This is a genomic window from Campylobacter sputorum subsp. sputorum, assembly GCF_008245005.1.
Taxonomy (GTDB): Bacteria; Campylobacterota; Campylobacteria; order Campylobacterales; family Campylobacteraceae; genus Campylobacter_F; species Campylobacter_F sputorum.
On sequence record NZ_CP043427.1, the window covers coordinates 1,191,315 to 1,206,662 of the forward strand.

General features: G+C 29.2%; 15 protein-coding genes and 1 tRNA gene. 14 read left to right on the forward strand and 2 right to left on the reverse strand.

The window, feature by feature from the left end:
* Positions 1-66 precede the first annotated feature (66 nt).
* The gene (locus tag CSPT_RS06000; RefSeq protein ID WP_089182761.1) at positions 67-792 is read right to left on the reverse strand and encodes a PHP domain-containing protein; all 726 of its coding nucleotides are present in this window, start codon (positions 790-792) and stop codon (positions 67-69) included.
* A gap of 46 nt (positions 793-838) precedes the next feature.
* Between CSPT_RS06000 and cls the strand changes: the two genes are divergently transcribed.
* The 8 genes from cls (at position 839) to CSPT_RS06040 (ending at position 8,341) form a co-directional block, all read left to right on the forward strand.
* Positions 839-2,344 carry a cardiolipin synthase gene (cls, locus tag CSPT_RS06005; RefSeq protein ID WP_089182762.1) on the forward strand — a complete coding sequence of 502 codons (1,506 nt, stop codon included), beginning with the start codon at positions 839-841 and terminating at the stop codon, positions 2,342-2,344.
* Positions 2,345-2,444: 100 nt separating this feature from the next.
* Entirely contained in the window at positions 2,445-4,100 is a 1,656-nt protein-coding gene (locus tag CSPT_RS06010) for a Na+/H+ antiporter NhaC family protein (protein WP_235610102.1), read from the forward strand.
* 1 nt (position 4,101) lies between these two features.
* On the forward strand, positions 4,102-5,190 hold the full coding sequence (gene trmA, locus CSPT_RS06015) for a tRNA (uridine(54)-C5)-methyltransferase TrmA (protein ID WP_089182764.1): 1,089 nt from the start codon (positions 4,102-4,104) through the stop codon (positions 5,188-5,190).
* Positions 5,187-5,573 carry a DUF1722 domain-containing protein gene (locus CSPT_RS06020; RefSeq protein ID WP_089182765.1) on the forward strand — a complete coding sequence of 129 codons (387 nt, stop codon included), beginning with the start codon at positions 5,187-5,189 and terminating at the stop codon, positions 5,571-5,573. Before trmA ends, CSPT_RS06020 begins: the two co-directional genes overlap by 4 nt.
* Positions 5,570-5,935, forward strand: coding sequence for a TIGR02328 family protein (locus CSPT_RS06025; RefSeq protein WP_089182766.1), 366 nt, complete (start codon positions 5,570-5,572; stop codon positions 5,933-5,935). The genes CSPT_RS06020 and CSPT_RS06025 overlap by 4 nt, the downstream gene beginning before the upstream one ends.
* 79 nt (positions 5,936-6,014) lie before the next feature.
* Positions 6,015-6,410 carry a CoA-binding protein gene (locus tag CSPT_RS06030; protein WP_089182767.1) on the forward strand — a complete coding sequence of 132 codons (396 nt, stop codon included), beginning with the start codon at positions 6,015-6,017 and terminating at the stop codon, positions 6,408-6,410.
* A gap of 1 nt (position 6,411) precedes the next feature.
* Complete coding sequence (gene ilvA, locus CSPT_RS06035; RefSeq protein ID WP_089182768.1) at positions 6,412-7,623, forward strand: threonine ammonia-lyase; 1,212 nt, start codon at positions 6,412-6,414, stop codon at positions 7,621-7,623.
* 10 nt (positions 7,624-7,633) lie between these two features.
* A complete protein-coding gene (locus CSPT_RS06040) occupies positions 7,634-8,341 on the forward strand; it encodes a DUF4230 domain-containing protein (RefSeq protein WP_089182769.1) in 708 nt (235 codons plus the stop codon).
* A gap of 27 nt (positions 8,342-8,368) precedes the next feature.
* Here CSPT_RS06040 and CSPT_RS06045 read toward each other — a convergent pair.
* Positions 8,369-8,443 (reverse strand) — tRNA-Glu (locus CSPT_RS06045).
* 68 nt (positions 8,444-8,511) lie between these two features.
* Here CSPT_RS06045 and CSPT_RS06050 point away from each other — a divergent pair.
* From CSPT_RS06050 to CSPT_RS06075, 6 genes are all read left to right on the forward strand, one after another.
* Positions 8,512-8,979 carry a hypothetical protein gene (locus tag CSPT_RS06050; RefSeq protein WP_089182770.1) on the forward strand — a complete coding sequence of 156 codons (468 nt, stop codon included), beginning with the start codon at positions 8,512-8,514 and terminating at the stop codon, positions 8,977-8,979.
* On the forward strand, positions 8,976-9,821 hold the full coding sequence (nfo, locus tag CSPT_RS06055) for a deoxyribonuclease IV (protein WP_089182771.1): 846 nt from the start codon (positions 8,976-8,978) through the stop codon (positions 9,819-9,821). Before CSPT_RS06050 ends, nfo begins: the two co-directional genes overlap by 4 nt.
* Complete coding sequence (locus CSPT_RS06060) at positions 9,818-11,047, forward strand: OmpP1/FadL family transporter (protein ID WP_089182772.1); 1,230 nt, start codon at positions 9,818-9,820, stop codon at positions 11,045-11,047. The genes nfo and CSPT_RS06060 overlap by 4 nt, the downstream gene beginning before the upstream one ends.
* Entirely contained in the window at positions 11,047-12,768 is a 1,722-nt protein-coding gene (locus CSPT_RS06065) for an ATP-binding protein (protein ID WP_089182773.1), read from the forward strand. The genes CSPT_RS06060 and CSPT_RS06065 overlap by 1 nt, the downstream gene beginning before the upstream one ends.
* 109 nt (positions 12,769-12,877) lie before the next feature.
* Positions 12,878-14,416 carry a nickel ABC transporter substrate-binding protein gene (nikA, locus tag CSPT_RS06070; protein WP_089182774.1) on the forward strand — a complete coding sequence of 513 codons (1,539 nt, stop codon included), beginning with the start codon at positions 12,878-12,880 and terminating at the stop codon, positions 14,414-14,416.
* Positions 14,413-15,348 carry an ABC transporter permease subunit gene (locus CSPT_RS06075; protein WP_089182775.1) on the forward strand — a complete coding sequence of 312 codons (936 nt, stop codon included), beginning with the start codon at positions 14,413-14,415 and terminating at the stop codon, positions 15,346-15,348. Before nikA ends, CSPT_RS06075 begins: the two co-directional genes overlap by 4 nt.

The window sequence follows — 15,348 nt, forward strand, 5'->3', positions numbered from 1 at the left end:
ATAAAATATAAAAAAGTATTTATATTTGACAAATTGTAATGATTTGAAATTGTAAAATCAAAAATATTAATTTATCTTATCTTTTAAAAAATAGTTTAAATTTATCTTCGAAATTTGATACAAACTTTGGATTAATGTTAAAAAATCATCTTTGTAATTATTGTGAGAAATATCGGTTTTTAAAATGTTATATTTATCAAAAGTTATATTTGTACTAAGTTTTCCTATATTTTTTATAAGATGTGCATCGCTTGATGCAAAAGCTAGTTTTTGTTTTTGAGCACAAAGAATTTTAGAAAGAGTGTTTGATTTAGAGCTTTGAGAGGCATTTATACACTCTATACCATCACAAAATTCTATCATTTTTTCTCCAAGCGGCATATCGTTATAAATATTTTTATAAAGTACTCCAAAAGGGTGTGGAATAATAGCTAAAAAAATATTATATTTTATTTTTAAATCAGCACTTAAAAACTCACTCATATAGCGATTTATACGCGTCATCCTGGAAGTTTTAAATGGTTTTATCTCATTTTCATAAAATTTTTTTGCATAACACTCATCTTTAAAATAAAGTAGCATTTCTTTACCCTCTTTCGTGCCAAGCTCAACGCCTATAATAAAAGGTATGTTAAGTTTTTTAGCTATCTTTGAAGCGATAATACTGCCTCTTAACTCATTGTGATCTGTTATAGAAATACCGATATTTAGCTCTTTGGCTTTACTTAAAATTTCTCTAATACTAGCTTTGCCATCAGAAAAATTTGAATGTATATGTAAATCATAGTTCATAAATTTATTATATCTAATGTTGTAAAATAAATCTTAAGGAGAATAAATGGAAAATTTTATAAATTTGATAATTTCTTTTAATAATATATATTTTATTATTTGGTTAATTTTTGCAATATCAATCCTTCTGTCAAATAAAGCATCGAGCGATACAACAGCTTGGCTTTTAGCAATTACATTTGTACCAATAGTTGGTATAATTGCATATCTGCTTTTTGGTATAAATTGGAGACAAAGAAAATTTATAAATAAACAATTAAAATCAAATAAACAAGATCTTATATCTATATTAAATGCTAATTTTAGCAAATATGATAGTATAAATATATTTTCTAAAAACTCTATACAAAATTTAGAAAAATTTCAAACAAATGATAATATTTCTGAGAAAAACAGATCTGTCATAAATTTATTGTATAACTCTGAAAAAACGCTTCCTGTAGAAGGAAATAGATCATATAAAATTTATTATAACGGAAAAGACGCTTTTAGTTCACTTATTAATGATATTTTAAATGCTAAAAAATCAATTTATATGCAATATTATATATGGCATTCAGACAAACTTGGAACTAGAATAAAAGATATTTTAGTAAAAAAAGCAAAAGAAGGCTTAGAAATAAAACTTATTTTTGATGGGCTTGGATCATTTAGAACCATAAGCAAAGCTTATAGAAACGAACTAAAACAAGCAGGAGTGGAGTTTTTGTATTTTTTAGATATCAAAACATCTATACTAAAACTAAACTATAGAAACCATAGAAAAATGACAATTATAGACAATGACATTGTTCATACTGGCGGTATGAATTTAGCAGATCAATATATAAATGGCGGAAATGATTATGATAATTGGCGAGATACAAATATACGCCTAAAGGGAAATATTTTTGTGTATTATCTTGTTATATTTATAACAGATTGGTTAAATAGTGGAGGTAAATTTGACTTAAAAAACATACAAAACGATATTAAAGCAAAATTAAAAAATAAAACAGAAACGAAATACATAGCCCAAGTTAGTTCAAGCGGTCCTGATAGCAACTATCCAAATTTGAAATTTTTATACACAAAAATGATAACTGAAACCAAAAATGAAATTTTAATTCAAACGCCGTATTTTATACCAACTGACAGCATTTTAAATCAACTTAAAATCGCCTCTCTTTCATCAAAAAAAGTAAAAATTATGATAGCACAAAAACCGGATCATAAAATAATGGCTTGGGTATCAAAAACATATTACGAAGAGCTTCTTTTGGCTGGAATTGAAATTTACATTTATACAAATGGATTTTTACATAGTAAAGTTTTGATATGCGATGATGATTTAAGCACGATAGGAACTTGCAATTTTGACAATAGAAGTTTTAATATAAATTATGAAATAAATACTATTTTTTATGATAAAAAAATATCACAAGAGTTAAAAGATAAATTCTATGAAGATATGAAATATTGTAAAAAAATATCCCTTAGCGACCTAAAAAGATATGGTGTTTTGCAAAAACTTAGAGATCATATATGTAAAATAATATCGCCACTTTTATAAATTTATATATAATTTTTAAAATTAAACTTTTTTAAAACATTATTTTTATAAAATCATGGATTGTATTTTAAATAAAAGGTTACACATGAGAGCTCTTTTGATGTTCTTATTTCCAATGCTTTTACTAGCCGATACACATGCAAATGCAGAAATTTATGGTTCTTGGACACTACTACCGCCACTACTTGCCATAGGACTCGCATTTATAACAAAAAATGTTATATTATCTTTGTTTATTGGTGTTTTTAGTGGTGGATATTTACTCGCTTTAAACAATAATTCAGCCATAAGCTCATTTATGAGTGCTTTTGGAGATATAGCAATAAGAATTGTTAACTCAATGGCTGATAAATGGAATGCCGGAATTATGCTACAAGTTTTATGTATAGGCGGACTTATAGCACTTATTACAAAAATGGGCGGCACAAAAGCTATGGCAATTTGGCTTAGCAAAAAATCTAAAAATAGATGTTCTGTGCAAATTTCGACATGGTTAATGGGGCTTTTTGTATTTTTTGATGATTACGCAAACTCTCTCATAGTAGGTCCTATTATGCGTCCTGTTACTGATAAATTTAAAATTTCAAGAGAAAAGTTAGCATTTATCATAGACTCAACTGCAGCACCGGTTACTGGAATAGCGGTAGTTTCGACATGGGTTGGACTTGAAATTTCTCTTATAAAAGATGCATATTCTATCATAGGAATTACAAATATCAATGCATTTTCTATATTTATTCAAACATTGCCATATAGATTTTACAATATCTTTATGCTGTTTTTTGTATTTTGTATAGCGTATTTTGGTAGAGATTTTGGTCCTATGTTAAAAGCAGAAAGAAAAGCAAAACAAGGTTTAATAGACTCAAAAGAGTATAAAATAGCAAATATAGACGATCAAACACTAGAAGCAAAAAGCGGTATAGAACTTAAAATATCCAATGCATTAGTTCCAGTGCTTATTTTAATGATAGGTTCATTTGTGGGATTTTATATAAACGGCTTAAGTGCCTTAGAAGGCGAAATTTTACAAAAAGTTAAAGATGCGCCTTTTAGCCTGCTTGCATTTAGAGAAACTTTTGGTGCAGCAGATGCCTCAATAGTGCTTTTTCAAGCAGCTCTTTTTGCATCTATAGTTGCTATTTTTATGGGAATATATAGAAAAATTTTTAGCATACAAGAAGCAATTGACACATGGATAAAAGGTTGGCAAAGTATGATAATAACCATAGTTATACTTCTTTTAGCGTGGTCTCTAAGCTCAGTTATAAAAGAACTTGGAACATCTGCTTATCTTGTTATGGTATTAAGCGATCATACGCCTAATTTTATACTTCCTGTGTTTATTTTTATATTAGGCAGCTTTATATCTTTTTCAACGGGAACTAGCTATGGAACTATGGGTATTTTAATGCCTTTGGCTGTGCCTTTGGCTGCTGGTATTGGAAATGCAAGCGGATTTGAAAATGAAATACTTCATGGATATATGATTTTAAACATTAGTGCAGTTTTAACAGGAGCTATATTTGGAGATCACTGCTCTCCGATATCAGATACGAGCATACTCTCTTCAATGGGCTCAAATTGTGATTTAATAAAACATATCTCTACGCAATTTCCTTATGCGATAACAGTTTGTATAATAAGCATATTTTCATACATAATAACAGCTCTTGGACTTAATGTATGGATAACTTTGCTGCTAGGCTCTTTAAGCGTTATACTTATAGTAAGATTTGTTGGTAAAAAGGTGTAATTTGGATTGCAAATACTTCGGAATATGCGGAAGTTGTACTAAAAATGAACCTTACAAAAAACAACTTGTTGATAAACTTGCAACTATAAAAAATATTTTTAATGAAATTTATAATGATGAGATAGAAGTTTTCTCATCATTGCCAAGTGGATATAGAATAAGATCTGAGTTTAGCATATATCATGATGAAAACAGAGCAAAATACGCAATGAATGGCAAACAGACGCGTTTTGTTCTCATAGATGAATGTCCAAAAGTTGATGAAAAAATAGCTAATTTAATGCCAAGATTACTTGAGATTATAAATCAAAACGAAAGCCTAAGAACAAAACTTTTTGGAGCTGAGTTTCTAACAACTAAATTTCAAACACAAGTAGTTTTACTATATCATAAAGATATTTTTCTTATCAAAGATGAACTAGAAAAGTTATCAAATACTCTAAATATATCCATTATAGCAAGATCTAGAAAGAAAAAACTTTCATTTAATGGCGAAAATCTAAAAGAAGAACTAATTATCAATGGTAAAAAATTTTTATATATCATAAGCGAAGGTGCGTTTTTACAACCAAACAAAATAGTAAATCAAAAAATGATTTCTTGGGCAATCAACTGCATTAAAGATGGTAAAGATTTATTAGAAATGTATTGTGGGCATGGAAATTTTACTATACCAATTTCATTTAAATTTAAAAAAGTTCTAGCTACTGAAATTTCTAAAAAATCCATAGCAAATGCCATAACAAATTGCGAATTAAACAGCACAAATAACATACACTTTGTTAGGCTTGATGCAAATGAATTGATAGAAGCTTTTAACGGAAGAGAGTTTAAAAGACTAAAAGATATAAGCTTAAATGAATTTAATTTTTCTCATCTTTTAGTTGATCCGCCACGAGCTGGACTTAGTGATGAAGTATGCGAATTTGCAGCTAAATTTAAAAATATAGTTTATATCTCATGCAATCCAAACACACTAAAAAGAGATATTTTAAAACTATTAAAAACCCACAAGATTACGAAATTTGCTATATTTGATCAATTTGCAAACACAGATCATATAGAATGCGGAGTTATTCTTAAATCATGAAAAAAGAATGCGAAAAACTTTGGGCAACACAAAAGTATTTAGTATTAAGCAAATCGCAAAAAATCTACAATGAAATAAGAGAGTATCTTAAATCAGATGATGTAAATTTAGAAATTTTAAAAAATAAAATTTCCTTAGCTTTAAATTTAAAAGAAGATAAATCCCAAATATTAAACTCTTCTAAGCATATTTGGGGCTATTTTAAAAAACAAGCTAAATCAAATGAGAAGAATAAATTTTTCTTTCTACTTAGTGAATACAAACTCTCCAAAATACATAATATCGAGATTTTTTGCTTCTTAGAACAACTTCTTATTATGTATCCAAATGAGTATTTGCAAAACACAAGCATTTTTGATTATTATAAAAAGATAAATAAATGAGACTTTGGCACGAAGAGCTAATACCTATTTTACCAAGAGCTCAACTTTTAGGACAGCACCGAGAATGTTGTGCATTAAGAGGAAATGGCTGGGGCAAAAAACACTCTACCGTAGACTATGTGTTTAGACATAATCCAAATAAGCTGTTTTTATATCACTCTTTGATAATGAAAGAAATGACATTAAGGGGTTATCGTATAGACAAAAAATGGCTAGATCCAAGATATCGTGGTAAAAAATCTACTCCCTATCTGACATTAGAAATTCCATCAACCTTGCCTCATCCAATCTATATCGAACACGATAAATCATATTTACAAGAGTGTATTGAAAATTTAAAACAAAAAAATATCTTTTTATAATTTATATCTATAAATCATAATTTGCTAAAATTAAATTAATTTTAATATGATAGAATTTCCTACTTAAAAAGGGAAAAATATGGATATAAAACAAATTTTAAATAGTGCTAAAAATATAGCAATAGTAGGGCTTTCGCCAGATGAAAGCAAGGCAAGTAATATGATTGGCAAGTATTTATTAGAGCAAAAATTTAATATTTTTCCAATTTATCCTAAATTTGATACAATCTTAAATCAAAAAGTATATAGAGATTTAGATGATATAAATACCAAAATAGACATAGTTGTTATGTTTAGAAAAGGAGTGTATGCAAAAAATTTACTACAAAAGTGCATACAACACAACATAAAAACTCTTTGGCTTCAACTTGGAATAACAAACTATGAAGCATCACAAATAGCCAAAGAAAAAGGGATAAATTTTATACAAGATAAATGCATTATGATAGAACACAAACTAATAAAAGGGCAATAAAATGGTAAGTTTGAACAAAATAATACAAGCAAAAAGAACTATTGATAAATTTATAAATAAAACTCCGTGTGCAATAGCTCCAAAATTAAGCCAAATATACGAAGCAAATATATATTTAAAAAAAGAAAATCTTCAAAGAACAGGAGCTTATAAAATCAGAGGTGCTTACAATAAAATAGCAAATCTTACAAAAGATGAAATGGCAAAAGGCGTTATTGCTGCAAGTGCAGGAAATCACGCTCAAGGTGTGGCAATCAGTGCAAAAAGCTTTAACGCAAGAGCAGTTATTGTGATGCCAGAAGCAACCCCTCTTCTTAAAGTTAGCGGGACAAAATCTCTTGGTGCTGAAGTGATACTAAAAGGCGATAATTTCGATGAAGCATATGCTTATGCACAAGAATATGCAAAAGAAAATGGACTAGTTTTTATTCACCCGTTTGATGATGAATTTGTTGAAGCAGGACAAGGAACTATCGCTTTAGAAATGCTTGAAGAGGTTAGTGACCTAGATATGTTGGTTCTTCCTGTTGGTGGCGGTGGGCTTGCAAGCGGTGTTGCGAGTTGCGTTAAGCAAATAAATCCTAAAATAAAAGTTATAGCAGTTGGAGCAAAGGGTGCTCCCGCAATGTTTGATAGCTTTAAATCAAAAAAACAAATCAATTCAAAAAGCGTTAGAACTATTGCAGATGGCATAGCAGTTAGAGATGCAAGCAGTGTAACACTAAAACACATTTTAGAGTGTGTTGATGAGTTTGTTCAAGTTGATGATGAAGAGATTGCAAATGCGATACTTTATCTGCTTGAAGAGCAAAAAATCATAGTCGAAGGAGCTGGTGCAGCTGGAGTTGCGGCATTAATGAGCGATAAGTTTAAATACAAAAAAGGCAGTAACATCGGAATAATTTTAAGTGGTGGAAATATAGATGTTCAAATGCTAAATATAATCATAGAAAAAGGTCTTATAAAATCTTATAGAAAAATGTATATAAGCGTAACTCTTGTTGATAAACCTGGTGCTCTAATGGGACTTACAGATATTCTTAGACAAGCAAATGCAAATATAATCAAGATTGATTATGATAGATTTTCAACCGAACTTGATTATGGTGATGCTAGAATTTCAATCACGCTTGAAACAAAAGGTAAAGCTCACCAAGAACTTGTTGCAACCAAATTGCACGAAGCTGGATACGAATTTACACAAAAATATTAAAAGGGAAAAAATGGAAATTTTAACACTTATCATAACTTTTTTACTTGTTTTAACACTAACTTTTGTATATAGACAAGCAAAAGAAATAAAAACATTAAGCAATGTTTCAAAACCAGACATTACATCTGAAATAACAAATTTTAGAAGCATAGGTGAGCTAAATGTTTTTCAAATTATTAGCAAAGAAATAGTTACAAAAAAAGCAGATGCTATGAATGGAAAACTCTGGAAACCTTTATTTGGCTGGTCGCTTTCTCAAAAGCAAATTGCAATCATATTTGGCTTTGAGATAAATTTTATTTATGATTTAAGAAGCGATGAATTTAACATAGAAAATATACAAAATGGCAAATACAAGATAACTATGCCACCTTGTAAGTATAAATACTCCATAACTGATATGAAAATTTATGATGAGAAAAACTCTAAATTTTTACCATTTTTGTTGCCTGATTCTATAAATGGTCTTTTGGGTGTTAGTTTTAGCGAAGAAGATAAAAATAAACTTATAGATGAGGCGAAAAATGAAGTAAAATCTATATCGCTATCAATGATAAAAGATCTTGAAACCAAAATTCACAAATCCGCAACAGATACACTAAATGCAATTGCAAATAGCTTTGGTGCTAAAAATATCGAGTATGTATTCCAAGACAACAAAGCACAAAGCTCAAAAGTTAGCTTAGATATACAAGATACAAAAGAAGAGAAAATTTAATAAAATAAACTTAGCGGGAGTTGGTATTGGTGACCCCTACGAGATTCGAACTCGTGTTACCGCCGTGAAAGGGCGATGTCCTAACCGTTAGACGAAGGGGCCAAGTTAAATTGAATGAAGTTTGAATTATACAAAGATTTATCTTAAATTTAAATAAAAGGATATAAAATTTGAAAAAAATAATATTAATCATAATTTCTATTTTTTTTACAGCTTGTTCCATAAAAAATATACCACAAGCTTCATCATCAGTTTTTTTTACTATAAATTCTCCAAATCTTAAGATAAGCGACGCTGGTTTTATCCATCATTACAACAACTACACAACACTGCAAATTTATAACTCAGGAGTTAGCATATTAAAGCTTGACATAAAAGATAAAATTTGCATAAACTCGGCTTGTAGCAATAAAATAGATTTTAACAAAAAATATCTTTTAGATGCTCATTATGATAATTTTTTAAGCGATATCATAAATCAAAAACCAATTTACGAAAAAGAAAGCTTAATAAAAACAGATTGCGGATTCAAACAAAATATAAGCAAAAATTCTATAAAATACGAACTTTGTAACAACAAATCTATCTTTAAAGATACAAAAAATGGTATTACAATAGTTTTAAGGTTAATAAAGTGAAATTTATAGGAGCTCATGTAAGTATAGCAGGTGGGGTTGAAAATGCTCCAATAAACGCCATGAATATAGGTGCAAATGCTTTTGGAATGTTTGTTAAAAATCAACGACAATGGAGTGCAAAGCCATTAGATAATAAAAATATAAGTGAGTTTAAAAATAACTTGCAAAAAGCAGAAATATCGCCAGAGCATGTTTTGGTTCATAATAGCTATCTTATAAATTTAGGCTCAAATGATCCACTTAAAAGACAAAAAAGTATAGATTCTTTTTTAGATGAGATAAATAGAGTAAATTTACTTGGCTTAAAACTGATAAATTTTCATCCAGGATCGCACTTAAACGAGATAAGCGCAGATGAATGCCTTGAAAACATATCAAATTCTATAAATTATCTTTTGCAAAATACACAAAATGTTACTTTAGTCATAGAAAATACAGCAGGACAAGGTTCAAATTTAGGTTTTGATTTTTCTCATCTTGCTTATTTGGTGCAAAATTGCATAGACAAAGAGCGTATCGGTATTTGCATAGATACATGTCATCTTTTTTCTGCAGGTTATGACATAAGAAGTAAAAGTGAGTATAAAAAAACTTTTGATGAATTTGATAAAGTAATTGGCAAAAAATTTCTAAAAGGTATGCATATAAACGATTCCAAAACCAAACTTGGAAGTAAAAAAGATAGACATGAGAGCATAGGCAAAGGAACTATCGGACTTGATGGATTTTCAAATTTAATGCAAGATGATATGAGTGATAATATTCCACTTATTTTAGAAACTATTGATGATACTATTTGGGATAAAGAGATAAATTTACTTAGAAAATTAGGAGATAAATGAAAAAAATAAACTTAATTATTTTACCAGTTTGTATAACCGGCGTATTAAACGCAGCTGGATACAAAATTCCAGAGCAAAGTGCCGATTCTGTCGCACTTGCTGGATCAAACTACGCTAAAAGCTTCGGTGCTGACGCAGTTTATTATAACCCAGCAAATATGATGTTTATGCCAGATATTTGGCATAGTTTTGAAGCCGGTTTGTCGTATTTTCACTTAGGAAAAACAAGTTTTAAGAACAAATCAAGCGTGCCAGGAACATATAGCACAAAATCACAAAACTATAGCACAGTTGCTCCACAACTATATTTTATGTCGCCAGAATATATTCCAAATGTTAGATTTGGTCTTTCAACTACAGTTCCGGCTGGAGTTCAAATGAGATGGGATGATCCCTATCCAGCAGCAACTAGTAAAAAATTTGATCTTAAAATTCTTGAAGTAAATCCAAGCATTGCATATAGACTAAGCGATCAAATATCGCTTGGTTTAGGATTAAGAGCTTTATATTCAGATGGAACAGTAGAAAATGGCACTACGCATTTTAGTAGAAAATTGCAAGGCGATAGTATAGACTATGGATACAACTTAGGCATAACATATAAACCTATAGAAGATCTCAGTTTATCCGCAACATATAGATCAAAAGTTGATTTAACCGTAAAAGGGGATGGTGATTTTAAATTTGGCAATGCAAGTATGAACACACCAGCAAAAATCACTCTTCCGCTTCCAGCAAATCTAGTTTTAGCCATAGCTTATAACTATAACGCATTTACTTATATGTTTGCTTATGAGAGAACTTATTGGTCTGATTTTAAAGAGCTTGATTTTAATTACGACAAAAAGATGCCAAATGCTATGGCAAAAAAAATATTTGATGATCCGTCTCAAAGAAACTGGGATGATTCAAGCACTTATAGATTTGGTGTAGCATTTGATGCAACCACCAAACTAAGACTAATGGCTGGTTTTGCCATAGATGAAAATCCAGCCCATAGTGATAAAATGAATTTTGAGCTTCCAAATTCAAAATCTTATATATATTCAACAGGATTAAACTATAAATTTAGTCCAAAATTCGAAGTTGCTCTTGCTTACTTATATATGCAAAGAACCGATCAAGAAGTAAATTCATATACAGGAAATTATATAGGTACAGCACAAGGAACGATAAATAACGCAGATGCACAGATAGCAAATTTAACTTTTAGGTATAATTTTTAATGAAATATTTACAAGAATTTTTAACTTCTACAACAAAAGAGTGTGAATTAACAAAGCTTATAAAATGCTCACATGATGAGTCTTTAATCCTAAAACATATGACAAAAGCTTATATAAGCGGAAATGCACAAAATAGCGTGTATGACATTTTGGTTGAAATTTATGGAGATAAAAATTATGAACATTTATCGCATATAAAAGATATAAAGTCTTTGCTTGATTTAGGCTGGATAATACAAGGTTTTAACATATTTAAAACAGATAATATTTCAAAACAAATGGGACTTTTGTCGATTCTTCATACAGAAATTTCTCTTTCGCAGTCATTTCTAAAACTGCTAGAAGATGGTAGCATTACTCATGATATACCAGATTTAACAGCTTACGAGGATCATTTAGAATACTTAAAAGATCAGTTTTTATGTATAGATTTGTATTATAAACTCTCACTCATATCTCAAGGAGGAGATGCTAAAAACAGAATAATAAATCATATAAAAAATTTAGAAACCCGCATAGCAGAGCGTATAAAAATAAGCAAAATAACTCTAAATGTAGAGCAAATTTTTAAGGAAAATATGCTCTCTCATAAAGAAAAAATAATTTTTTTGGCAATTTTAAAAGAAGAATACTCTGGCGAATATGAAATTTTAAGAGATATGAATACTTTGCTTTCTTTGGTAAGTGAAAATGAATTTGAAAAGATAAAAAACCGCTCACTTTTAGAAGAAAGCTCAAAGCTTATACAAAATTCTCTTATAGACTATGATGAAATTTTAAATTTATCAGGAAATATAAGTAGAAGTTTTTTTATAAACGAAGACACTCTTCAAGAGATTATGAGACCACAAAACAAACAGCAAAATAAAAAAATAAAACTAGAAAGTATTGTAAAAGATCAAGATATTTTCGAGCTAATAGATCCAAAAACAGATATAAATGATGTAGTTTTAAATGATAAAACAAAAGAGCTTTTAGAACATATTATGCGTCAAATGGATAAAAAAGTTATATCAAGACTAAATTCTTGGGGGATAAAAAAAAGAAAAAATGTAGATGTAAAAGTTATATTTTATGGTCCTGCTGGAACTGGAAAAACAATGTCAGCTATATCTTTAGCAAAAAGCTTGAAAAAACAGGTTTTACACTTTGATTGCTCAAAAATATTATCAAAATATGTCGGAGAAAGCGAACAAAATGTTAGGAAAATATTTGACACATATAAAGAAATATGCAAAAAATCAAATAGCGAACCAGTTTTACTACTAAACGAAGCAGATCAATTTTTATCTACAAGAATAGAAGGTAGTGGAAGCGGTGCTGAAAAAATGCACAATCAGATGCAAAATATATTTTTAGAGCAAATTGAGAGATTTGAAGGTGTTTTAATAGCAACAACAAACTTTATGCAAAGCCTAGATAGTGCATTTTCAAGAAGATTTGATTATAAAATAGAGTTTAAAAAACCAAATTATGAAGAAAGACTTAGCATTTGGAGAAAAATTTTACCAGAAAATGCAAGTTTTGAAATAAACTTTGATATAAAAGAGCTTGCAAAATATGAATTAAGCGGTGCTCAAATAGTATTAGTTCTTAAAAATACGGCTCTAAAAGTCGCAACAAAAGAAGATGCGATATTTTGTATGGAAGATTTTATCAGCACGATAAAAAGAGAGCAAATTTCAGCATTTGGAGATGAAAAGAAAGTTGGTCTATTGTAAATATAAATAAACTAAAAAGTAAATTTAAGATAAAAATAATACTTTATTTGATATCATAATATTTTATGTTACTAAGTAAATATTAATAATATCAAAATAAGGAAGTATTATGAGATATATAACTATTTTTATCATATGTATAAATTTCTTAGTTGCTCAAACGCTGAATTTTGCGACATCTAAAAATGTCGGTCCTTTAAATCCGCATCTTTATAGTCCAAACGAAATGTTTGCACAAAATATGGTTTATGAGTCATTAGTAAGATATGCAGAAGATGGAAGTATTCAGCCTTGGTTAGCTAAATCTTGGGATATAAGCAAGGATGGCAAAACTTACACTTTTTACTTAAGACAAGATATTGTTTTTTCAAATGGCGAAAAATTTGACGCAAATGCCGTAAAAGCAAATTTTGATGCAATAAATCAAAATAAAGATAGGCACAAATGGCTAGAACTCTCAAACATACTCCTTGAGTGCGATAAAATAGATGATTATACAATACAATTAAAACTAAAAAATGCTTACTCTTTGACTTTAAATGAACTTTCACTAATAAGACCTTATCGTTTTATAGCTCCAAGTGCAATGATAAACGGCTCTACAAAAGATGGTATAAAAGCTCCTATTGGAACTGGTCCTTGGAAACTAGTTAGTAGCAAACTTGGAGTTAATGATGTATTTGAAAGAAATGATAGATATTATGGTAAAAAACCATCTTATGAAAAAATTATTGCCAAAGTTATACCAGATCCAAATACAAAATTTATAGCTTTAAAAACCGGAGATATAGATCTTATCTATGGCAAAGGTCAAATTTCACTCGATAGTTTTGCTTTAATGCAAAAAGACAAAAAATTTAACACAATGATATCAAAACCGCTTATAACAACAGCCATAGCTATAAATTCTAATAAATTTCCAACCAACGACATAAATATAAGAAAAGCTATAAATATGGCAGTAGACAAAGACGCTATCATGAAGCAAGTGTTTTTTAACATACAACAAAAAGCGGATTTTCTTTTTTCGCCTACAAACAAACTTACTCATATAGATGCCAAACCTTATGAATTTAATACAAAAAAAGCAAATGAACTTCTTGAAAAAAGCGGTTGGAAGCTAAAAGATGACGGCATAAGATATAAAGATGGCAAAGCGTTAAAACTAGAACTATCATATATAGGAAGCGATGCTTCTCAAAAATCTATAGGAGAAGTTTTACAATCTGAACTTAAAAATATAGGAATATTACTTGATTTAAAAGCAGATGAAAAAACGATTTTCTTTAAAAAACAAAGGACTGGCGAATTTAGTCTTATATTTAATGCAACTTGGGGAGCACCTTATGATCCACAAAGTTTTTTAGCCTCTATGAGAGCACCTTCTCATGCTGATTATCAAGCACAACTTGGTCTTAAAAACAAACAACAAATAGATGATCAAATTTCACTTATGTTAAAAACAATAGATGAAAAAGAAAGTGAAAAGTTAGTAAAAGAAATTTTAACCACACTTCACGAACAAGCCGTTTATATCCCAATAACATATGAAGTAAATACGGTAGTATCTAATAAAAAAATTGATGGTATTGAAATTTCTATTTTAAAAGACAATATTCAATTTGATAAGATATTTTTCGCAAAATGATTAAATTTATTACAAAAAGAATACTTTATCTATTTCCTTTGCTATTTGTAGTAAGTATATTTATATTTGCTCTACTTAGATTAAATGGCACAGACGCTGTTTTAAGCTACCTTGTAGCATCTGGTATAACACCAACTGATGATGCTATAGCTAGTGCCAAAGCAGCTCTTGGGCTAGATAAACCTATACTTACTCAATATTTCATATGGATAAAACAGGCAATAATGCTGGATTTTGGCTCATCATTTTTAACAAAAAGAGATGTTGCAGCCGATATGCTTTATTATCTCCCATCAACACTAAAATTAGCCGCCTTTGCACTTTTTTTAACACTTGTTATATCAATTCCACTTGGAATTATAAGCGCCATTTACAAAGATAGTTATTTTGATTATTTTACTAGAATCATATCTTATCTTGGGGTGTGTACGCCAAATTTTTGGCTAGGACTTATGCTTATAGTTATTTTTTCAGTAAAATTAGATTTGCTTCCGCCATTTGGCATAGGTTCTTTTTCGCATATGATTATGCCAGCAATTGCAATATCTTTTATGTCAATTGCAATAAATATAAGATTAATTCGAGCAAATATGCTAGAAAATAAAAACAAAAGATATATCATATATGCCAAATCAAGAGGTTTAAAAAACTATCAAATTTATATAAATTATATCTTTAAAATTTCTTTACTTCCCATAGTAACAACACTTGGAATGCACATAGGAGAGCTTATAGGAGGGGCTCTTATTATAGAAAATATCTTTGCTTATCCAGGTATTGGGAGATATGCTGTAAATGCGATATCAAATAACGACTATCCAGTTATTCAATGTTTTATAATTATGATGAGTTTTATTTTTATTATTTTAAATTTGATAATTGATATACTCTATGCTTTTATAGATCCTAGGGTTAAAAAAGGTATGGTTTAA

Bases quoted from the DNA above. Each gene is read 5' to 3' on its own strand.
- CSPT_RS06000 (WP_089182761.1), bottom strand. From the start codon at position 792: ATGAACTATGATTTACATATACATTCAAATTTTTCTGATGGCAAAGCT.
- cls (WP_089182762.1), top strand. From the start codon at position 839: ATGGAAAATTTTATAAATTTGATAATTTCTTTTAATAATATATATTTT.
- CSPT_RS06010 (WP_235610102.1), top strand. From the start codon at position 2,445: ATGTTCTTATTTCCAATGCTTTTACTAGCCGATACACATGCAAATGCA.
- CSPT_RS06020 (WP_089182765.1), top strand. From the start codon at position 5,187: ATGAAAAAAGAATGCGAAAAACTTTGGGCAACACAAAAGTATTTAGTA.
- CSPT_RS06025 (WP_089182766.1), top strand. From the start codon at position 5,570: ATGAGACTTTGGCACGAAGAGCTAATACCTATTTTACCAAGAGCTCAA.
- CSPT_RS06030 (WP_089182767.1), top strand. From the start codon at position 6,015: ATGGATATAAAACAAATTTTAAATAGTGCTAAAAATATAGCAATAGTA.
- ilvA (WP_089182768.1), top strand. From the start codon at position 6,412: ATGGTAAGTTTGAACAAAATAATACAAGCAAAAAGAACTATTGATAAA.
- CSPT_RS06040 (WP_089182769.1), top strand. From the start codon at position 7,634: ATGGAAATTTTAACACTTATCATAACTTTTTTACTTGTTTTAACACTA.
- CSPT_RS06060 (WP_089182772.1), top strand. From the start codon at position 9,818: ATGAAAAAAATAAACTTAATTATTTTACCAGTTTGTATAACCGGCGTA.
- CSPT_RS06065 (WP_089182773.1), top strand. From the start codon at position 11,047: ATGAAATATTTACAAGAATTTTTAACTTCTACAACAAAAGAGTGTGAA.
- nikA (WP_089182774.1), top strand. From the start codon at position 12,878: ATGAGATATATAACTATTTTTATCATATGTATAAATTTCTTAGTTGCT.
- CSPT_RS06075 (WP_089182775.1), top strand. From the start codon at position 14,413: ATGATTAAATTTATTACAAAAAGAATACTTTATCTATTTCCTTTGCTA.